The 21009-nt window shown below is 68.7% G+C and carries 17 protein-coding genes and 2 pseudogenes; 8 read left to right on the plus strand and 11 right to left on the minus strand.

The window, feature by feature from the left end; all coding sequences use genetic code 11:
• The first annotated feature begins 224 nt into the window (after positions 1-224).
• The gene (locus OG928_RS32270; RefSeq protein ID WP_406290408.1) at positions 225-1385 is read left to right on the plus strand and encodes a serine hydrolase domain-containing protein; all 1161 of its coding nucleotides are present in this window, start codon (positions 225-227) and stop codon (positions 1383-1385) included.
• A 295-nt stretch (positions 1386-1680) separates the two neighbouring features.
• Positions 1681-2067: a multicopper oxidase domain-containing protein gene (locus OG928_RS32275; RefSeq protein ID WP_406290411.1), complete on the plus strand. Its 387-nt coding sequence runs from the start codon at positions 1681-1683 to the stop codon at positions 2065-2067.
• A 158-nt stretch (positions 2068-2225) separates the two neighbouring features.
• Here the strand turns inward: OG928_RS32275 and OG928_RS32280 are convergent, their stop codons facing one another.
• The gene (locus OG928_RS32280) at positions 2226-3173 is read right to left on the minus strand and encodes a LysR family transcriptional regulator (protein WP_406290413.1); all 948 of its coding nucleotides are present in this window, start codon (positions 3171-3173) and stop codon (positions 2226-2228) included.
• A gap of 71 nt (positions 3174-3244) precedes the next feature.
• Between OG928_RS32280 and OG928_RS32285 the strand changes: the two genes are divergently transcribed.
• A complete protein-coding gene (locus OG928_RS32285; RefSeq protein ID WP_406290415.1) occupies positions 3245-3979 on the plus strand; it encodes an SDR family oxidoreductase in 735 nt (244 codons plus the stop codon).
• Between the two features lie 3 nt (positions 3980-3982).
• Here the strand turns inward: OG928_RS32285 and OG928_RS32290 are convergent, their stop codons facing one another.
• From OG928_RS32290 to OG928_RS32300, 3 genes are all read right to left on the minus strand, one after another.
• The gene (locus OG928_RS32290) at positions 3983-4504 is read right to left on the minus strand and encodes a recombinase family protein (protein ID WP_406290417.1); all 522 of its coding nucleotides are present in this window, start codon (positions 4502-4504) and stop codon (positions 3983-3985) included.
• 195 nt (positions 4505-4699) lie between these two features.
• Complete coding sequence (locus OG928_RS32295) at positions 4700-5509, minus strand: serine/threonine-protein kinase (RefSeq protein ID WP_406290419.1); 810 nt, start codon at positions 5507-5509, stop codon at positions 4700-4702.
• 471 nt (positions 5510-5980) lie between these two features.
• Positions 5981-7207 (minus strand): HEAT repeat domain-containing protein, encoded by a 1227-nt coding sequence (locus OG928_RS32300; protein WP_406290420.1) that lies wholly within the window; start codon positions 7205-7207, stop codon positions 5981-5983.
• Positions 7208-8320: 1113 nt separating this feature from the next.
• Between OG928_RS32300 and OG928_RS32305 the strand changes: the two genes are divergently transcribed.
• Entirely contained in the window at positions 8321-8884 is a 564-nt protein-coding gene (locus OG928_RS32305; RefSeq protein WP_406290423.1) for a hypothetical protein, read from the plus strand.
• 543 nt (positions 8885-9427) lie between these two features.
• Here OG928_RS32305 and OG928_RS32310 read toward each other — a convergent pair.
• The 3 genes and pseudogenes from OG928_RS32310 to OG928_RS32320 form a co-directional block, all read right to left on the minus strand.
• Positions 9428-9820, minus strand: coding sequence for a hypothetical protein (locus OG928_RS32310; RefSeq protein WP_406290425.1), 393 nt, complete (start codon positions 9818-9820; stop codon positions 9428-9430).
• A gap of 188 nt (positions 9821-10008) precedes the next feature.
• Positions 10009-10332 (minus strand): hypothetical protein, encoded by a 324-nt coding sequence (locus tag OG928_RS32315; protein WP_406290428.1) that lies wholly within the window; start codon positions 10330-10332, stop codon positions 10009-10011.
• 133 nt (positions 10333-10465) lie between these two features.
• Positions 10466-11331 (minus strand): annotated as a pseudogene (locus tag OG928_RS32320) (IS5 family transposase).
• 312 nt (positions 11332-11643) lie between these two features.
• On the opposite strand from OG928_RS32320, the gene OG928_RS32325 reads away from it, so the two are divergent.
• The 3 genes from OG928_RS32325 (at position 11644) to OG928_RS32335 (ending at position 15482) form a co-directional block, all read left to right on the plus strand.
• Positions 11644-12366 (plus strand): hypothetical protein, encoded by a 723-nt coding sequence (locus OG928_RS32325; protein ID WP_406290430.1) that lies wholly within the window; start codon positions 11644-11646, stop codon positions 12364-12366.
• Between the two features lie 456 nt (positions 12367-12822).
• Positions 12823-13167 carry an MvdC/MvdD family ATP grasp protein gene (locus tag OG928_RS32330; RefSeq protein WP_406290432.1) on the plus strand — a complete coding sequence of 115 codons (345 nt, stop codon included), beginning with the start codon at positions 12823-12825 and terminating at the stop codon, positions 13165-13167.
• A gap of 335 nt (positions 13168-13502) precedes the next feature.
• Positions 13503-15482: an endonuclease/exonuclease/phosphatase family protein gene (locus tag OG928_RS32335; RefSeq protein WP_406290434.1), complete on the plus strand. Its 1980-nt coding sequence runs from the start codon at positions 13503-13505 to the stop codon at positions 15480-15482.
• Here the strand turns inward: OG928_RS32335 and OG928_RS32340 are convergent.
• From OG928_RS32340 to OG928_RS32355, 4 genes and pseudogenes are all read right to left on the minus strand, one after another.
• Entirely contained in the window at positions 15467-17086 is a 1620-nt protein-coding gene (locus tag OG928_RS32340) for a hypothetical protein (protein ID WP_406290437.1), read from the minus strand. The genes OG928_RS32335 and OG928_RS32340 overlap by 16 nt on opposite strands.
• Before the next feature lie 197 nt (positions 17087-17283).
• A complete protein-coding gene (locus OG928_RS32345; protein WP_406291341.1) occupies positions 17284-17784 on the minus strand; it encodes a hypothetical protein in 501 nt (166 codons plus the stop codon).
• Positions 17785-17870: 86 nt separating this feature from the next.
• Positions 17871-18416: pseudogene (locus tag OG928_RS32350) on the minus strand (helicase-related protein); the annotation flags it as partial.
• Positions 18417-18456: 40 nt separating this feature from the next.
• A complete protein-coding gene (locus OG928_RS32355) occupies positions 18457-19278 on the minus strand; it encodes an XRE family transcriptional regulator (RefSeq protein ID WP_406290439.1) in 822 nt (273 codons plus the stop codon).
• A gap of 132 nt (positions 19279-19410) precedes the next feature.
• Here OG928_RS32355 and OG928_RS32360 point away from each other — a divergent pair, with 132 nt between their 5' ends.
• Positions 19411-20190, plus strand: coding sequence for a hypothetical protein (locus OG928_RS32360; RefSeq protein WP_406290441.1), 780 nt, complete (start codon positions 19411-19413; stop codon positions 20188-20190).
• The last annotated feature ends 819 nt before the right edge of the window (positions 20191-21009 follow it).

A 21009-nucleotide genomic window follows, 5' to 3' on the forward strand; every position in this document is an offset into this window, starting at 1 on the left:
CGGAACCAGCCGACACGGTCGAATTCGCCCGCGGCCGTGCCCTGGCCGGGATGTGCAGAGGGTCCTGTAGGCGTGCGCGACGGATCGCCTGTGCGCCTGCCCCGAGGCCGTGGCCCCGAGGCTGTGAGTCTCGAGCCTGTGGTGAGAGCCGGTGGGCCAATGAATCACGCTGTGGAGAGGGGCCGGGCGGCCGTCTTCGAGTCACGCACGACAAGGAGAATCACATGCACCGACACACCGCTCATACGGACGGCGGCCGACCGGGCGCCGAACCAGCCAAGGCCGCGGGCGCCGTATCCGAGTCCGCGCCGGGTTCAGGGGCCGAGGACTACGAGGCGATCCAGCCCTTGCTTCGGCAAGCCGTGACTCGAGGCGGCCTTCCCGGCATTCTTGCCGAGGTCCGCGACGGCGACCGGCAGTGGTTCGGGACCGCAGGAGTGGCCGACACCCGAACCGGCCGCAAGCGCTCACAGCAGGACCGGTTCCGCATCGGCAGCATCACCAAGACGTTCGTGGCCACCGTCGTGCTGCAACTGGCGGCCGAAGGCAGGCTCGGCCTGGATGACACCGCGGAACAGTGGCTGCCCGGCGTGGTCCAAGGCCACCACCACGACGGTGCCGGGGTGAACATCAGGATGCTGCTCAACCACACCAGCGGGATCTTCAACTACACCGATGACCAGGAAGCACTGAACCGCCACGAGACACACACCCCCGAGTCACTGGTGCGGATAGCCGTATCGCACCCGCCCAACTTCACACCGGGTTCGGGCTGGGCGTACTCCAACACCAACTACGTCCTCGCAGGCATGCTCATCGAACGGGCCACCGGCCGCACGCTTGCCGAGCAAATCACCGAGCGGATCGCCCGCCCACTCGGCCTGACCGGCACATACCTGCCGCACGGCAGCGACCCTACGATCCACGGGCCACACTCCCGGCACTACACCAAGCTCTTCCGGACCGACCCCGGCGCGCCGGTCCACGACGCGACCGAGCTCGACTCATCCATGTTCTGGGCAGCCGGCGGCATGATCTCCACCGCCGGGGACCTCAACCGGTTCTTCGCCGCCCTGCTGGGGGGCCGGATACTGGCACCGGACCGACAACGCGACATGTTCACCACCGTGCCCACCCGCGACTGGATCTCCGACTCCGCCTACGGCCTCGGCGTTTCCTCGGTGAGACTGCCCTGCGGGGAAACGGTCTGGGGCATGGGGGGTGCGCTCTTCGGATCGTGGTCCTACGCCTACGGCGCTCGCGATGGCGAACAGATGGTCACCACCAACGTCAACGGCGACTGGAGCGACGGAGGGTGGGACGACCCCATCGGTATCTTCACCGATCTACTCCAGGCAAAGTTCGGCCGCCGGAGCGGTACCTGAACAGGCCACGGCCTCAGCCCGGCCGCCCTCTTACCCGAGAGTTCGCGGTGGAAGACAACGCACGGGCCATGAGCGGTCCGACGCGCCGTGCCGTCCTGCGCGGCCTGGCGGCGGTGCCCGTCGTGGCAGCCGCGGGTTGTTCGACCGCGGAATCGGACAACCGACCGAGGTTTGCGTCGGCGCCCCCGCGGGGGAAGCGGCCGCTGCCGATCCCGCCACTGGCGAAGTCGACCGTCGACGACGACGGCACACGCCCTTTTTCGACCTCGACATCCGCGCCGGCGCCACCGAGATCGTGGCCGGTGTCACGACTCCGACCTGGGGGTACTCGGGCGGCATCCTGGGCCCGACGCTGCGGGCCAAGCGCGGCGAAACCGTGGCCTTACGCGTCCGCAACTCCCTCGGGGAGGTGACATCCGTGCATTGGCACGGCATGCACCTCCCGGCGATCTTCGACGGCGGCCCGCACCAGCCGATCACGCCCGGGGGCACCTGGACCCCCACGTGGACCGTGAAGCAGCCCGCAGCCACACTCTGGTGCCACCCGCACGCCCACGGCACGACTCAACGCCATGCGTTCCGAGGTCTGGCGGGAGTCTTCATCGTCGACGACGACGATCCGGTCCACCACGAACTGCCGCACGACTACGGGGTCGACGGCGGAGTTCGCCGACTATGTTGACCAAGTCCTTGAGGGACCGGCCGCAGCGGTCGAGCGCGGGGACGAGGCGGCATGCGCATGGCGGTGGCGGGTGAGGGGGTGCCGGCCTTTCTTCGCGCTGGTGGTTGCCTGAAATTGGTCCTGCGGTGATCGTCATGGCGAGGGGTGAGTACCCCCGGTCAGTAGGCCAGTGCGGTCATGTGGTCGGGGTAGTGGGCGGCGACGTCGTGGGCGGCTTGGACGAAGGCGGCGACGGCTGCGGATCGCGAGGTCTCCGGCCAGGCGACCATGACCGCGCTGGGGCTGAGGCCGGTGACCGGCCGGTATGCGATGTCCGGGCGCTGGTGCCGCTTGGTGGTGGAGAGTGACAGGAACGCCACCGCCTGGCCCAGCGCGACCACCTCCAGGAGTTGCTCGACGCTTGCCACGAGCGGCCCCTCAGGAGTGTCGGCCGGCGCCAAGCCTGTGTGGCCATCGCCTGCTTCCGCTCGGTCGCATCCTGTGTAGTAGGCGGTGGTGGTGGGGGCGGCCCCCTTCCAGCGCGGGATCGGTTCGCCCCTGAGGTCGGTCAGCCGCAGTCGCCGGCGTCCGGCCAGGCGGTGCGCGGCGGGGAGGACGGCCAGTCGCGGCTCGACCACGAGCGTCTGGGAATCCAGCCCTTGACCGTCGAACGGGCTGCGCAGCAGCGCTACATCGGCACGGCCGTCCCGCAGCATGGCGATCGGCTCTCCGCTGCCGCCGACGACGACTTCAGGCGGCGGCAGATGCGAACCCGTTCCCCGGTAGGCGGCGAGGATCTCCCGCAGCAGCCCGGCATCGCCTCCCGGTTTGACCGCCACGACGAGCTGGGGTGTCGGCTGACCGGCCCGGCGTGCACGCCGGGCCGCCGCGTGCACCGCGTCGACCGCGATCCGGGCCTGGTCGAGCAGCACCTGACCGGCGGTGGTCAGCCTCACCTGCCGGGTGGTGCGCTCCAGCAGGCGTACCCCGAGCCGGGACTCCATCTGAGCGATCGCCTTCGACAGCGGGGGCTGCGCCATCCCCAGGCGTTGCGCGGCCCGGCTGAAGTTCAGTTCCTCGGCGACCGCGATGAAGTACCTCAGCTCCCGCACCTCCAGCTCACTCATATCTGTGGACTATAGATCCAGAGTCTTCCGGTCTTTCCCTGCCGCCCGTGGGTGAGAGGAGGCTGGGTGCCATGACGACTTCGCAGAAGACTGCTTTGATCACCGGCGCGAACAAGGGCATCGGCAAGGAAACGGCGCGCAGGCTCGCAGCCCTCGGCATCACCGTGCTGATCGGCGCCCGTAGCACTGAGCTTGGCGAGGCAACAGCCGAGGAGCTTCGCGCCCACGGCGCCGACGTACGCTTCGTACCGCTGGACGTCACCGACGAGACCTCAATCCAGGCCGCCGCCAAGCACATCGACGCCACGTTCGGCCGCCTCGACATCCTCGTCAACAACGCCGCGATCGCCGCCGGACCGCAAAAACCGAGTGAAACCCCAGCCGCCACCGTCCGGCAGGTCTACGAGACCAACGTGTTCGGCGTCATCGCGGTGACCCACGCCATGCTCCCCCTGCTGCGCCGCTCCGCCGCCGCACGCATCGTCAACATGTCCAGCGAACTCGGCTCCCTCACCCACCTGGCCGACCCGGGCAGCCCGTGGTCCGCCTACTCCTCGATCCTCCTCCCTTACTGCACCTCGAAGAGCGCGCTGAACGCGATCACCGTGCTCTACGCCAATGAACTGCGCGCCGAAGGGATCCTGGTCAACGCGGTGAGTCCCGGCTACTGCGCGACCGACCTCAACCGCCACACCGGGATACGCACGGCGAAGGAGGGCGCGGCCGTCGCGGTTGACCTGGCGACGGCGGGCGAGGACGGCCCGACGGGTGCCTTTCTGGCCGAGGACGGGCCGATTCCCTGGTGAGAGTCATCTCCTGCTCGCGCAGGTGGAGGGCCATGGACAGCATCGACTCGTCGGTGACGCCCGCGCCACCGATCGTCTTGCCGCGCCTGCGGGCGGACTCGTGGCCCTCCAGGGTGCGGTCGCCGTGTACTCGCGCTCCATGCCCGACATCGCGGCCGGCGCCGTGAACACGATCCCGGACGGGTCGTGCGAACCCTTGAGTTCGCCTGTGAGGAACTCCAGCCCGACATCGCTCGCCTTCAGCTCTTCGGCGAGCATGGCGAGTTCGATGCCTCGGCCGAGCCGCTCGTGCTCGTGGACGACGAGAGTGACGGCGACGCCGGAGGAACGGATCTCCCCGGCGAGCTTGACGGCGGCCTCCAACTCGGGGCGCCGGGTGGCGCGGGTGGAGATCTCCTCCGAGAAGATGCGCGTCACTCCGGCCTCGGCGAGGGAGTCGAGCTGCGCGTCGAGGGACTGCCGGGCGGTCGAGGTCCGGGCGTAGCCGAGGCGGACGTGCCCGGCCGGTTCGGCGCCGGCGCTCACCGGCCGTGGTAGCTCGGTCCACATCGACCCCGGCTTGCGTACGGCGGGGGTCGGCGTTGCGCGAGCGTGCGGGTGGCGATGCATCGCGCCGCGGCCCCAAGCCCGTGATCCGCCGAATGGGCGACGAGAAGCCGCCGCTCGCTCCAACAGCCGCGGGCAGCCGGTCAATTCAACGACAAGCGGTCAGCCTCCGATTCAACCTCCGGTCGTGGCACGGAGGTTGAAACGCAAGTTCAGATGTTCTTGGGAGCGGTGGACAGTTCGACGTACTCGGGCCCGCTCGGGACGACCGCATCTTGGCCGGGGTTCCGGTCGCGTCGACCGGCGTCCGGGCCGGTTCCCGCCCGCGCACGGGGCCGGGGGAGTCGTGCGCCGCTCGACCGGGAGGTCCCGCACGGTGGTCGTCTCGGCACCGGCCTGCGCCTGCGGCGAGTGGGCGGGACCGTGGTCCAACTCCCTCAGTGCGCGGGAGAGTTCGGTGGCGGTCGGGTATCGCTGCTCGGGGTCCTTGCGCAACAGGGTCAGCACCAACTCGTCCCATCCGACGGGGATCCCCGGGGCGACCGAACTGGGCGCCGGCGGTTCCTCGGTGAGGTGGGCTGTGCGGTATCCGACCGTGTCGGGCGCCTGGAACGGCAGCCGACCTGTGACCAGTTCGAAGAGCAGGCAGCCGAGCGCGTACACGTCGCTGTGTGCCTCCGGGTGGCCACGGGCCTGTTCGGGGGCCATGTACGGCGGTGTGCCCACGATGAAGCCGGTCTGGGTGAGGCGACCCACCGTCGAGGACAGATCGGCCGCCCGCGCAATTCCGAAGTCGAGGACCTTGACGATTCCCGAGGTGGTGACCACGACGTTGGAGGGCTTGATGTTTCGGTGCCGGACACCGGCTCCGCGTGCGTCGGCCGGCGCGTCCGATATCTGCGCACCCCAGCGGGCCGCGTCCGGCAACGCGACGCGCTCACGACGCGACACCGCGTCGAGTGCCTCGCCCCGGAGCAGTTCCATCACCAGGAACAGTGCCTTGCCGTCCTCCGGGTATTCCTTGCCGGCCCGGCGACGGCTTCATTGCTCGCCCGGCGGACGCAGGCGGCCCGGCCCGTTTCCGCGCGGGGGGTCGTGGCGCGTGCGGGTCTTGCGGGCCTTGGGCTTCTGCTTGGGCATGCCTGGTCGTCCTGTCGAGCGAACGTCTCGGGTTATCCGAACCAACGACATCGCCGCGACCTCCGGGTTCGCCGATCGGAGGGAATCGTCGCCGGACGACGAGAGACGGCCGCCCGGCTCTGCGGCGCGATCCGGTCCCGGCGGAATCCGCCACGCACGCGATCCTTCTGCGAGTTCGACATCTGCGGCTGAACACCGACCCGATGTGACTGAGCGCTTGAGGTGGCGGATGAGCGCTTGATGTGGCGAGGCTGAGTGTCGAGGTTGGCGGTTCGGGACTTCGATGTTGCGGTGGCCGGGGTGCGTTGTCGGTGTTCAGCGGCGCGAGGCGCGGTGTCGGGACACGTCGTAGAGCAGCCAGTGGTGGGGGGAGTCCTCGTCGGTGGGGTCGAGGCCGCGCAGGATCTCGTCGCCGCGCGGATCGTCGCGCAGTGCCAGCCGTGCGGCGGCCTCCACCCGTACGTTCTCGTCCGGGTCGACGAGACATCCGGCGAGCAGGTCCGAGGCGTCCGCGGTGTCCGGTGGGGCGAAGGCGAGGGCTCGGCAGGCCGCTTGGCGAACCGCCGCGTTCGCGTCCCCGATGCGCTCCGTCACGGCGACCAGCGCCTTGGGACTTGCCATCTCGATCGCGGAACCCAGTCCGCCGACTGCCCACTCCCGGACCTTGGCATCGAGATGGCGAGTGAGCGCGGGAAGCGCTTTGCCGGCCCGTGGATCCATGGCGTCGGCCAGCCCGGCGGTGAGCACCCAGGCCACGCGAGGATCCGGCTCGCGCTCCACCCAGGGCAGGAACAGGTCGACGAGCGACCGGTCGTGCGGTGCGTCCTCGTCCTCGTCGAAGATGTTCGTGTAGCGGAGCACCTCCGCGCCGAAGTACCGCTCCAACGGATCCGAACGGTCGCACAGGGCGGCGGCGGCGTTCCAGACGGCGGGATCGTGACGCTTCTCGAGCGTGTACGTCGTCGCCCACCACACCTCGTGGTCGACATCCGGTTCGGCCAGGGCGCGTGACAGCAACTCGTCGAAAGGCGGATGGATGCCGTACCGCGGCTCCAGCGCGGTGAGGATGGCGGTGTGTCCGTTCCTGACCGTCAGGCCCCCCGACGACAGTTCCTCGCAGACGTTCCAGGACTCCGACCGTCGGACGGTTCTGCGCTCGACCGGATCCGACCCGCTTCTACGGCGCAACTCCGTTTCGACGCCCGTCTCGTGCCAGTACCGGGCCAGCGCCAAGGCGTCACGTCCTTCGGCGTCCGCGACCCACAGATTCGCCCCGTGTCCGACGAGTCTGTCCGTGATCTCGCAGTCGCCTCGGTCGATCGCGCGCAACAGCGGGGTGCGGCCGTCGGGTGCGGCGTCGTCCAGCCGGGCCCACGCCGCCAAGACGTCGACGACCGGGAGGTCGAAGGCGTCCACCGCCAGGCACAACGCGGGAGTGCCGTGCTCGTCCACGGCATTGGGATCGGCTCCCGCGTCCAACAACGTGGCCGTCAGCCTTGCGTCCCCACTCCGTACCGCAGCTATGAGTGACTCCACGCCCACGTCTTCCCGTCCCCTTCGACATACCGCGTCTTCGACCTGTCACACCACGAGATCGAGGCCGAAACGAGGGTAGCCGGCCGGGTCGGGTCCGTTCTCACGGGTCGGCATCGCCAGGTGAAGGATCGGGGGTGCCCGAGCTTGAGCGCGTCACTTGGCGAATCCCGCCCGATGAAGCGCTCAGTCACACCCGATCACCGACGGCCGCCGCCGCTTCAGGGCGGATTCCCCAGGTGCCATCGGCCGGCGGGAAAGGCTCGTGCCCGTGGGGCGCGTGATGTGACCGGGGTCCGTTCGATTCCGAGGTCTCGCGTCTTGCCGTGGGACCGGTGCCGGCTGGGAGGATTGCGCCTCATGAGTGAGTGGGGATTCGCATTGGTCGCGGCCGGCTCGGCGCTCGCCGGAGGGGCTGATCACCGGATGGTTCGCACGTAGCGCGGGTGCCAGGCAGACGGCCGCGGCTCGGCACGCGGGCGAGAGGCAGGCCGAAGTGGCTCGGCACGCCTGCAAAGACAGGCGGACGCGCTGCTGGACACGGTCCGGGCGACGATCGAGGAGCAGCGAGCCGTGCGAATACCGGAGATTCGCCGGCAGACGTACGTGCAGTTCCTCGAAGCCGCGGAGAGTGTCCTCTTGTCGCACAGGACCGGCGTGGGGAACGCGAATGATCTTCCCGCCCTGCAACGGGCCTTCGGCGCCGTGCAGTTGGAGGGGTCTGCGGATGTGGCCCGAACCGCGAGGGAGTTGGTCGACAGTCTGCGGGGAGGGCAACCGCTCGACGACCTGGAACGTGCGAGGCTGAATCTCATAGCCGCCGCACAAGTCGCCCTGGGCCGCGCGTGAGGGACTTTGTGGAGTGCTGAGAAAAGGCGGCACCCGCCGAACCCGAGACGACCGAGCCTGCCGAGCGCGCCAAGCGCATGAAATGCGCCTGCTGCAAGAGGACGATCCGCGTCGGCGACTACTCCGACGGAACAAGGTCAACCTCAAAGCCGTCGATGGGGCCCGCTGTCCAGTGGCGAGTTTGTGGAGCCTGAACGGATGCTGCGGCGATGACCAGGCCAGGGCTGAGGTTTCGCCTATGCAACTGCTCAACCATGGGTAGAGTCGTGGCTCGTGCAGCTGAGTGTTGTGGTTCCTTTGGTGGTCACGGTGGTCGTGGCGGCCTTCGGTTACGGGGCGACTTACCTAACCAATCTACGTCTGGCGCGCCGCAAGGATCATCTGGATCGGATCAACCGCCAGCTCAGCGAGCTCTACGGTCCGCTCTATGCGCAGTCGGAGGCCGCGGATCGAGCGTGGCGAAAGTTTGCCGCCCGGTATGGGGCCGTATGGACCGCGTCGGTCCCTGCCACTACGGAGCAGGCCGCCACCTGGCGTTTGTGGATGTCAACGGTCTTCATGCCGCTCAACAGGCGCATGGTCGAGACGGTCGTCTCCCACGCCGACCTGCTGCGCGAGGACACCATTCCCGAGCCCTTGAAGGAGCTGTGCGCGCATGTGGCCTGCTATGAGCCCATCGTCGCCCGCTGGCAGGAAAACGGGTTCAACTCCGTCCGGGTCGACGATCACATGTCGATCGCCGGCAATTTTCCGCGTGCGGAGTTGGACGCCTACCTGCGGAGCTCTTTCGAGGCACTGAAGCTCGAACAGGCACGGTTGCTCGCTCAGTTGAGCTGACCGTGACACCGGCTTCGGTTGGACCAGCGGTACAGTCGCCGGCGCTAAGCACTTGATCTTGGTCGTGCGCCACGTCTCGCCGTCCGCTGCGTGCCAGTCGTAATCGAGCCGATCCAGTCCTTGCAGGCCCGACACCTTCGGACCAGGAACAGACCTGGCATGCTCTACCCAATTCCCTGGGCCCGGCGGCCGAGATATACGGGAGCGCTTCGCGCTCCGTATCTTGGGCGGGCGCTTCCGCCGGCCGCGGAATCGCCGGCAACTCGACCGCCGCGGTCTCGTCGTGGCCGACACCCCTGGTCCGCCGATGGCCGGGCGAAAACCGGGCGGCGGACACCGAACTCGCCGAACTGGTAAGACTGTGCGGAGGCCTGCCGCTCGCCCACCCGGGGCCCACCTTCACCACCGCGCCGGCCGTCGCGGCAGCCGGCGAAGGCGACGCCGCGGCGCTGGACGGCCTGTGGGACGCCCACCTGGTCGAGCAGATCGACGAGGACCGCTCCCGCTATCGCTTCCACGACGTCGCCCGCGCCGATGCGGGTCTCAGCGACCCGGAGCCGACCCGACGCCGAGGTTCGCATGCGCAACCAACTCGCCCGCGCGTTCCACGAGCTGCGGGACGACGACCGAGCCGAGATGGAACTGTGCGGCGCCGAAGACCTCCTGGGTGTGGTGGGCGACGCACGCCTGAGCGGGATCGTGTGGGAAACCCAGGGCCTGCTGCAACTCGCCCGCGACAGGCCCGAAGACGCGGTGGCGTCGTTCACCCGCGCTCGGGACGCCAACGCCGGAGGCACCCACGGGGTCCTGGTCCAGAGCTACAACCTCGGGCAGGCCCTGCTCGCCGCCACCAGATACGACGAGGCGCTGACCATGCTCGACGAGGCCGGGGCGACCGCCGAGGCGACCGGCGCCCACGCCATGCGCCCACGCCATGCGCCCACGCCATGCGCCCACGCATCCGGATCGTGCAGTGACAGACCCACCGGGCATTGGGAGCGATGGGAGCGAGGTGTTCGGTCTGAGCGTGTTTTCGAACCGGCGACGATGCGAGCTGATTCCGGGCTGCGATCCGACGAAGTTGGAAGTCGGCCATGGGTAAGCGGAGCATCGGCATCGAAAGGTCACGCTCGTTTGGCAGCTGTGTTTCGTGCATGTGCCTCGCGGCGCAGACGGCGCTCGTAGTCGGCAATATGGCGTGCCGGTTTGACGCTGGTGCTCGTTCGGATCAGTCGTTCGTTCTCGCGGTCGACCATGAAAGGGCCGTTGCCGCCGAGCCTCGGGCGCTCACCAGGCGGGAGGCCGACCTTGCCCCAGTAGAAGATCCAGCCGAACGACACCGGCTGAACCCGAATGATCCCCAATTCCGTCGGTGCGTGGGACGAGCGCGCTGCTGCCCTCGCGATCTCCGCCGTCACAAGTTCGCGTGCGATCTCCTCGGTGAACATCACCCGATCGTGTCACGCATCGCGAAGGGATTCTCCTGGGCCTCGACATCGAGGCCGAGGGCGATTGGGCGGACAGAGGCGTGAATCATCCTGATCCGCTCACGAGTTGACGGGGGCACCCGCACCACGCACCTCACACGGGCGTGGGCCCGGACTTCTTCGACCAGGCGTCCGTGCGAGGACCTTTGCGCGCGAGGCGCCTGGTCATCAAGGTGATGAGTGACCAGTTCAGGTGGGCTTCGCTGTGTTGCGGGAGGCGTTCGTAGTCGCGGACGTTGCGGCGGGCGTTCATGACCCAGCCCAGGGTGCGCTCGACCCGCCAGGTCGGGGCAGGACGACGAACTCGATCGCGTCCTTGAGTCGGGAGACGGTCTTGAGGGTCATCCGGAGGAAGTCGTCGGCCCAGGTGACGAGTTGGCCGGAGTAGGACGAGTCGCCCAAGACCTGGGTGATCTGCGGTTGGGCCGGTCGGATGTGCCAGAGCATCCGGCGGACGGCATCGCGATCGGTCATGTCGGCGGCGGTGACCATGAGCATGACGGGCAGGCCCTTGGTGTCGACGGCGAAGTGTCTCTTGCGCCCGTTGATTTTCTTCCCGGCGTCGTAGCCGCGGCCGGCCCTGCCCACGGTCTCGGCCGCCTTGACCGACTGCGAGTCGACGATCAGCGTGACCGGATGGGGGCATCGTCCCAGGCCGGTGCGGATCCGGCGCCGCAACTGGTTTCGGATCCACGTCACCACTCCGGCCCGATTCCAGCGTGCGAAGAACCCGAACACGGTTTCCCAGGGCGGAAAGTCGGCCGGCAACGCGCGCCATTTCGCCCCGTTGTCGACGATGTAGCGGATCGCGTCGACGATCTCGCGTCGAGGGTGTTTCTCGGGGCGCCCGCCCCTCTTCGTGCGCCAGGCCGGAACGGGCAACAACGGCTCCAACAGCGCCCATTCGGCGACGCTGGTGTCCGAGGGGTATCGGCGGCGCCGATGTGGGGCGATGGGCATCGCGGCCGCGGTCGTGGCGGGGGAGGCTGACGCCGGTGAGTGCGAAGGCCCGCGCAAAGTGGCCTTCAGCGTGCAGCCTTGGAGCAATCTCAGTAAAGTACGGCTCCGATCGAACGATGACGTGGTGAGCGCCCGCGCTCAGCGGTTGGCCTCATCCAGGGAAGAGCCACCGGACAAGGAAGTACGCCGGGCACCCACCGCAACAGGGCCCCACGTTTCGACCGATGGCCATTGGCCGTCCCGGACGGTTGCCCCGTCGCCACCCACGTGCCCGTCGGACGACGGCGCGTTGTCACAAATCAGGGAAGTCTCTTGAACGACCACTCCGCACCCGCTCCCCAACGTCGATGCGGGCCATGGGCCACGGCGTTCGGCTCGTCGACGGCACTGGTCGAGGCGGAGGAAGCCCTGCGCCGGGAGGCCGTCGAACGGCGCGATCTCGCTCCGATAGTGCGCTTTGCGTCCGTCTACGGCTCGGGCCCGGACGCGGCCACGCACGCCAGAGGGTTCGGAATCGACCCCGAAAACCCCTACGCCGCCGATGGTTCGGCCAACTACATCGACGCGAACTTCACCGACGGCGGTTTGGTCTACGGCATCTACCGTCCCGTGCAGGGGCTCGCGGCCGAGGGCACCGGGCCCGGAAACGGGCAAGAACTCGCCAACACGACCCTGTACCCGTACCCGTTCGTCAGGGTGGATCCGACCACGGTCCCGCTGTCCGAGTTGGGACTCGACATCACAGGTATCGACCGCCGCTTCGTCCACTTCTGCGCAGGCCCTCTCGGTGTCGAAGCCGCGGATGACATCGCCATACTGCGGCAGACATTCCCCACGGCGTGGCCCGACTACCGAAACGTCATCGACACCGGCCTCCGGCACGTCTTCCGTGAACGTCCGCTCTCGGTCCGGCAGTGGTACGACCTGACGTACATCCCGTTCGACACCGACGATCAACTCGCCCTCTACATAGCCCAGGTGTCCACGTACCTGTTCGGTGACAACGATCGCATCCCTGTTGCCCCGGGCCGTTGACGACGACGTTGACGACGACCCGCACGCCCGGCCGGGACCGGCCCGCCACCGCGTCGACGGCGGACGTCCGGTTCGACAAAATCCAGGCCCTCGCCACGACAATGGGCCTGTCGCCGTTGCCCCGCCCCGAGGTCAGAAAGCGAACCCGATCCTCCGATCGACGGTCGGATGGACGTCGGACGCGCCGGAGTTGCGGTTGCCGGTGAACCTGTCGGGGGCGGAGCCGTTGCCGGATCCGTCCCGATCGGGGCCCGGTGCCGTTCGCGTTCCGGTTCCTGGTCCCGGTCACCGGTACCGGCGGCATCCTGCCCGAGGACGTCGGCTACGACGAGGACGCGCAGACCGGGGTGTACGAGAATCTCCCGCCCGGCGTGTACATGACGAAGAACCCGCCCAAGGCGTACGGCCCCACCCAACCCTCCGGCCGGATGGACGCCCCGGACGACCCCGGCACCAGTGACGACCGAACCAAACACCCTGCCCCGGGCCACACGCACCGCTGCGCCGCGAGGGCATGTCCTGGTCCTGTCGGGTCGTTTCGACCCGACGGCGGACCTGGTGGTGGAGGAGTCGAACCGGCGTGCGGTGCCGGTCCTCCGCGCGGACCCGGCCGAGTTCCCGCTCGACCTGTCCCTGGCCGTGTCGTTCGACGGCACGGCCTGGACGGGGTCCTCGCGCAACGACCGGCGCGAGCTCGATTTCGCCGCGGTGCGTGCGGTGTACTACCGCCGCCCGGCCCGGCCGCGTTTCCCGGCCGGCATGTCGGCGCCGGCGCGACGGGTCGCGCAGCGCGAGGCTTGACCTGCGAGCCGGAGGGGAGGCTCACGCGGCCGTAGCGGGCGATGATCCGGGCCGACTGCTTCTCGTCGGCGGCCTCGACGAGTTCGTCGGCGGGCTCGGTGGCGAGCTTGGTGGCGAGGACGTACTCGGCTCGGAAGCCGGCCAACGTGATCGCGGCGCCGAGTGGGGTCCGGTCGCGGCCGCTTTCCTGTCGGCCACGGCACCACCGACGCTCAACCCCCCCGGCGCGTCGGGACGCTCGGGTCGTCCGCAAGCCGGCCAAATATCGTGGCCAAACGCGTGAGTCCCGCCGATAGCCTCGGAATGATCTTGATCGCCGAGACGAAAGGCCCTCCGTGCGCCGAAGTCGAATACCGATCCTGTCCGTCGTACTCACGATGTTCCTCGCGTTCTTATCTCTGAACGCGACGGCGCACGCCGATCCGGCGGCACCGGCCGGCAAGGCCGCCCAGGCGTCGTCGGAACTCCGTTTCTTCACCTACAACATCTGCGGCGAGGGCCAGAGCGGCTGTGGTGGCCCTCCGAAGGACAACGCCCGACGCATCGACACCGTGGTGTCCCAGGCGCGGGACTGGGGCGCGGACGAGGTGTTCCTCCAAGAGGTCTGCCGTCCGCAGTACGACGCGATCCTGCTGGCCCTCAAACCCCTGGGCTTCCGAGGCATGTTCACCACCACCGTGGGCGGAGCCGTCCACTGCGGTGCCGACTACGGGATGGCGGTCCTGGTCCGGGGCCCCGTCCTCGAGACCGCAGAGCTCGACCTCACAGCCGGGGGCGAGAACGAACCGATCAAGTCCCCGTGCATCAAGACCTATACGAAGGGGCGGGCCAACTGGGCCTGTTCCGTGCACCTGTATTGGTCGGACGGGACGCTGGAGAAAATCGAAGCCGCGAAACTGACCGCACAGACCGACGCTTGGCGGGCCGCGGGCACGCCGGTGATCCTGGGGGGCGACTTCAACCACACCCCGGTCTCCGTCGTCCTGGACTACTTCTACACGGCCCCGAACCCGGACGGAAACGGCGCGTTCGTCGAAGCGGACGAGACCGATCAGAACTACTTCACCCCGCAATGCGCGCAGGCTTCGCAGACCCACTGCCGTTCGGGCCGGCCGACCCGCCTGGCCTTCGACGAGCCGACCGACCAAAAGATCGACTACCTGTTCCTGAGCCAGGGAGACTTCACCGCCATCCAAGGCGAGGTACTACCTCGTGACTCCGCGATCTCCGACCATCGCCTCTACCGCGGTACGGCAAACTTCACGGCCGAGCCCGCGGTTTCGGTCGCGCCACGGGCAAGTGTGTACAACCCCGTGACGAAGACGGCCGAGATTTTCGCGATCACCGCTGACGGATCCATGGTCCACGACTCCAACACCGACGGCGCCGGCTGGTCCGGCTGGACCGTCCTCGGCGCCGGGGCGAAGTTCAAGGGCGCCCCCGTAGCCGAGTTCAACCCGTCCACCAACGCGCTGGAACTGTTCGCCCTGGGCACCGACGACAGAGTCTGGCACGCGTACTACCAGGACGGCTGGTCCACCTGGACCGTCATGAACGCCACCACCAAATTCAAGACCACCCCCACGGCCGTGTTCAACCCCACGACCAACGCCTTCGAAATCTTCGCGCTGGGCACCGACAACAGCGTCTGGCACAACTACAACGAAAACGGCACCGGCTGGTCCGGCTGGAGCGTCATGAACGACGCCGCCAAGTTCAACGGCGCACCCACCGCGGCCTACAACCCCACCACCAACGCCCTCGAAGTCTTTGCGCTGGGCACCGACGAGGCCGTCTACCAGAACTACAACCAGAACGGCACCGGCTGGTCCGGCTGGAGCGTCATGAACGCCACCGCCAAATTCAAGGGCACCCCCAGCGTCGTCCACAACCCCGCCGGCAACGCCTTCGAACTCTTCGCGCTGGGAACGGACAACGCCGTCTATCACAACTACAACCAGAACGGCACCGGCTGGACGGGCTGGATGGTCATGAACGCCGCCGCACGATTCGCCACCACCCCCACCGCCGTCTACAACCCCTCGACCGCCGCCCTCGAAATCTTCGCGCTGGGCACCGACAACGCCATCTACCAGAACTACAACCAGAACGGCACACCCTGGTCCGACTGGACCGCCATGAACGCCACCGCCAAATTCAAGGGCGCACCCACCGCCGTCTTCAACGCCGCCACCAGCGCCCTCGAACTCTTCGGCCTGGGCACGGACAACGCCATCTACCAGAACTACAACCAGAACGGCACCGGCTGGTCCGGCTGGATCCAACACGGCACCGGCCCCTACGCAATCCTCTGATCCATCCGACGTCGGAGCGGCCCCAGGGGAGCGAAAAGCCTCCTCGGGGCCGAGGCCGTGGCCCCGGGTCGGTCCACCCTGCCTTCGCGCCGGCGGCCGACACCCTGCTCGTCGTCCCGGAGCAGCGCCCGGGCGAGGGGCGGCAATGCGTTCGGCGGAGGAAAGTCGAGAGCGTTTACGGTCGTTAGTTCACGGTGACGGAATTGATCAGCGGTACCCGCGATTCTCAATAGACCGGCGTCGGTGGCCCAATCACAGAACCTTCCCAGTCGCCACGGCAGCTGCGGGTTACCCCTGGCGCACCAGACGATAAATGCCAGGTATCGGGTGGACGTGGCGGCGATCAGCGGTCCAATAGTGATCAGGAATATGAGACCGGTCTTGAGGAGGTATCCGGGAACTTCGTCGACGGTCACGCGGGCCTTGTCGATCGTCAGGAGTCCGAGACCGATCCCGGTGGTGAAACCCATCGCCGTTCCGGCGATGCTGTCCGCGCGCACGAGGTGGCTCGGCTCGTTGATCCCGGATGTGTCACGAGTACCCAAACCCACGGTGAGGGCCAGCGCGATTCCTCCGAAGGCTCCCCAGCAGGCCATGGTCAAAGTGGTCGGCACGTCCGTGTTGTCTTCCGTCAACGCTCCCAACCACACAGCCGAGCCGATCAGTGGAAACAGCGCGAGCCGTCGTACGGTTTCGGGTCCGATCCGAGACATACCAAGCCGCCGCAGGTCGATGCGCCATGGTGCAGGCCAAGGGTTTCTCGTGAGCAACCAAGCGAGAACACATACAAGGCCCAGCGTCTGCGCTGTTTCGAGCCAGTCCACCGTCGCCGTGAGCGCGAGGGCCCCCACGATCTGCGCAACGAAGCGGGGCGCGATGCTCAGGAGCCATTGCAGGGCACGCGTGCGTCTGCGCGGCCACAACTCGGTGAGCACGAGGTCGGTACCGGAGAGATCGTGCCCCGCCTCGACTCGCCCGGCGGCGTTGGTCTCGAGATAGTCGGCGAGGACGCCCAGCCAGGTGTGCACCTGTTCCGGGGTGTATCCCGGCCCGGGGGCGGGGTAGTCGGCGGCGGTACGCATGTAGAGGCCGTTGAGGTGATCGCGCATGTCCTCGTCGCGGACCAGCGCCGGTGACAGGAGGTTCCTCGGGTCGTGCCGGTACGCCACCCCGCCGAGATCGCGCTGTTCGTGGACAGTCACGGCCATCGTCAGCCGCCACGGCGTGGACAACCCGCGTGCGACCGACCCGGAAGGGTTCAGATCGAACGACTCCAGCACATGACGCCACCGAGTGCGGTCGTCGACGCGGGCAAGCACGAAGTCCCGGGCCTGGACGGGGGTGACGGGAGCGATCTCGACGCGTGCGGCGTCCTTGGCCCAAGTGCCCAACCCGACATAGGGGTCGCTGCGGCACGTCAGGACCACCGCAGCCCGCTCACGACCGCGCGCGTAGGCGTTCAAAGCCTCCAACGCCCGTCGTGCCCGCGGCGTACGATCCGGACCCCCACCGCCACCGAGGCCGGGACTGCCCGGTGGTGTGCCGTTCGGCCCGGGGTCGGTTGCGTCCATCTCGTCCAACCCGTCCAGGACGGGCAGGATCATCCCCGCGTCCAAGGCGGCCCGGCGCGCGGCGACCAGGGCGCCGCGCCGGTCCTGGGCGCGGCGGTTCTCCAGCCATTTCCCGATGGGGTAGCCGTCGACGACGGCGTCGATGGGCGCGGCCGGCGTGGCCTGTTCGGTCGCGTCCCTGCGCGCTATGGCCAACCCGTCCTCCCATGCCTGGTCGTGGACGGACCAGATCATGCCGAGCGCGTCCAGCTTTCCGATTTGTTTCGGGTGGAGGTGTCCTTTCGTGTATACGGCGCGCATTTCGGAGATCCATCGGCCGGGGGGAATTTCACGCCGTGGTGGTCGATGTCGACGGCGTCGAGCGGAACCGCGAGGTTCCCGTGGGCGCGCAGGTAGCGCTCGGCGGCGGTACATCCGCGCAGCCAGTTCCGTGATTGCGGATCGACCACGCGCAGGTCCACGAATCGCGCGATTTCGACCGGCTCCCGCTGCGTGGAGAACCGCAGGATCGGCCGCCATTCCGACCGCTCCCCGCCCTCCTCGCCGCCGGCGACGTCGCCCTGCGCCTGATCCTCGCCTTCAACGTCCTCGGCCGGGCCCGGCGCGGCCCTCAACTCCTGGGCGTTGTCGTTGACTTGGGGTACGGCCAACACGTCGCAGATGTCGGCGTCGTGGGCGCGCAGTGCCTGGAGGACGCGCTGCAGGGTTCGCCGGCCGGGGGAGACGAGCATGTCGTCCCGTGTCTCGCCGCTTTCCAGGAAGATGGGGACGATGATCGTGGCGATCTTGTCGCCGCGCGGACGGACGGGCGGACGGCCCGTCCGACGGCTTGGACGATCTCGACGATGCTTCCTTTGGGGTCCAGGATCGCGACGGTGTCGATCTCGGGGACGTCGACCCCCTCGCCCAAAACCCGACAGTTGGAGATGAACGCGCGGGTGACGGCGACGCCGTCGGAGTCGACGCCGGCCCCGAACGCCCCAGGACCCGCCGCCGCACGGGGTCGTGTTCGCCGGAGAGCCAGTCCGCGGACAACGGCCCGGGGTACGCCTGCGGCGCGTTCTTGCGGAGCCTCTCCAGGGCCTTGGGCAGGCCCACGGCGTACGCCTCGTGTCGAACAGGCGCTCGTCGTCCATAGAGGCGGCGTAGCCGACCGGGAGCGGCTGGTACGCGGTCCGCTCCTCGCCCTCACCCTGCCCTTCGTCCTGGTAGAGGTCGTCGACGACCCCTTCCAGGTCCTCGTCCCACTCGTAGATTTCGTCGTCTTCGTCGACGGCGGGTTGGTCGAGTTCGGTAGGGGTGGGTCGGGTTGGCGTTTGCGGAAGACCGTGGCCGTGGGTGGGGCCGCGCGGGGTCGCTGCACCGACCGTGTCCGGCGACGTTGCGCGTCGTGGGCGGGTTTGTCAGGTGATGGCGCAGCGTGTGGCGAGTGCGCGGAGTTCGGGTGTGGTGCGCCCGCCGATGAGGAGTCCGGTGACGAGGGCGCGGACGGCGGGTCGGGTGTGGGTTTCCTCGGGGGAGCAGCGTTCGGCGTTCAGGAGGGCGTGCAGGCTTTGGTCGCGGCGTCCCCCGTGGGCGTACGCGGTGGCGACGTCGGTGTGGTAGCGGCAGCGGCGCTCGACGTTGGGCAGGCCCGCGGGTGCGATGGTGTGGGCTGCGGCGACGGCCGCGCCGGGGTCGCAGGCGGCGTTCTCGGCGGAGATGCGGTGGAGGGCGACGGTGGAGGTTCCGAAGCCGCCGCCGTGGTCGCGGAGCATGATCCCGCCCAGGCGGGCGGCCATGGCGGCGGCCTCGTCGGTGAGTTCGCGCATCCCCTCGCGGTCCCCGGCGCGGGCGGCGGTGTACGCGGCGGATTGGATCAGCAGTCCGCGTTCGGCGGCGTGGCGCGGGGAGGGGCTGTGCAGGGTGGGGTGGTCGGCGGCGTCGAGGGCGATGCGCATGGCCTGTTCGTGCCATCCGGCCTTGCGGGCGAGGGCGGCGAGGTTGCGCGCCGCCTCCGCGGCGACGAGGGGGCTGTTGCCGGCGTGGGCGGTGGTGCGGGCGCGGTCGGCGGCCATCCAGCCGAGTTGGGTGTCGTCGAGTTTGATCAGCATGCGGGTGGTCGGCACGTAGACCTCCGCGAGCAGCGCCTGGTGTTCGGCGAGCGCCCACGCCCGCGCCAGGCGGGCCTGGCGCACCCGTGTGCCCGAACCCGGACGCTGACCCTGTTGCCTGACGGTGGCCACGGACGACCTCCTCGCCTGCCAGTACAGGAACTCGTCACCGGTCTCGCCATTACCCGTCGTACTTCCTGGACAGTTCGCTGGTCTCCGTCCTGCAAGACGTCGTGCTCGAACGAATCCCCTACAATCGGCGTGATGAGCGAGACTGTGAATATAGCCGCCGACGACCAGAGCGCGGGCCGTCCTGCATCTTCGCACGAGGCGTCGAAGACCTCTTTCGGCTTCCAGGCAGACGAGCCGGTGCACCCTGCCGGGTCCGCGCAAGTCCCTGGTCTGCCAGGAGGATTCGGCTTTCGGGAGCCCGAAGTCATCACGCGCGCGGTGGCCGAGGCGAGGATGGCACCGACGCGGGCGGAACCGGAGTCGGCGGCAGCGGCCGACAGCGGGAAGCGGACGACGGTTCAGATCGGCTTCGTCCCGCCAGTCCCCTTGGCCGGGGCCTCTGGTGGCGCTCGGACTGCAGCGCTGGGGTTCGCGCCACCGATACCGCAGCGTCAGACCGAGAAATCGGCGCAGTCGTTCGGGATCAGGGTCGGTGACGAGGTATCGCCTCGTGAGACCGGTCCCAACGCGGCCCAACACCGTCCGCCGCTCGTGTTCCTGCCCGACCGTGGCTTCACCACCGGCTTCCAGGCTCCGTCAGAGCCGCCCCGGGGTTTTCAGATGCCGCAAGTGCCCTCTTGGACGCCCCCCACCGAGTCCGTCTCGGGCCGGTACGAGAAAGGCGTGGCCGACATGAAGGGTCTTCGCGCGGCCGCCAGCGGATTGCCTCTCTCGACACCGAGGGTGGTCGGCACCGACGCGGGCACGACCCCGGCACCACTCCGAGGCGGAGGCGCCCCTCAGCCGGCGGTCCAGAAGACAGGCGGGGCGAGGGAGTCAGGCATCGAGGCGGCAATCGAACAGTCCTGGTAGCGCCCGGAAACGCCGCGATTGGGGGCTTCCCCTGGGGCAGACCCCACTTCCCTCACTCGAAAATTCCCTATACGAAACCCTCCCCACTCTCGCGACGACGCCGAGGCTCGTCCGCATACCGCCGCAGAGCCCGGGTCGGGCGGTCTCCGGCCACGACGGGGAACTGGCGCGCGCCGCACCGCGGATACCGGCGACATCGAAACGGTGGAATCGCCGCGGGCTCCTTGTCGTGGTCCGGGCCGGCCGCATGCCCCCGGACGGCGACCGAATGCGGTACACGCCAGTTCCGGTGAGGCAAGCTTTCCCGGACAAGACACCCGGACCCGAGGCGAGTTCCAAGCTGACGGGGTGACCAAGACAGCACAGGACCTGCCGGGTGACCCGTCCGGGCTGCACCTCGAGTACTCGTTGCGGCACGGTCTGCGCGACGATCCCCACGACCGCACAATCGAGCGCTGGAGCGTGATCGTCCGGCACGACCACGAGGTGCACGACGACACCCGCTGTCCGATCTTTCCCCGCTCGGACGGCGAGGACCCACTGCGACGGCGAGACGGCGACCGCCTGTCCGGCGTTCGAGGAGGACGGCATCGAGGTGGGCCACATGGAGTTCTTCCGAGTCCGCATGGACCGGGGGGCGAACGCGTGGTGGGCGACGGAGGACGAGTCCCACGAACTGCACCTGATCGGCTGCGTGTTGCTCGACCGGGAGAGCCAGGGCTTCGGCGAGCGGGCCGACGACGAGCAGTTCGTGTGGGCGGGCGACCGGGACACGGGCCCAGGTGGCCCGTCCCCGCCCCGGCGGGGATCAAGGCCGGG

Source organism: Embleya sp. NBC_00896 (assembly GCF_045207785.1).
Classification (GTDB): Bacteria; Actinomycetota; Actinomycetes; order Streptomycetales; family Streptomycetaceae; genus Embleya.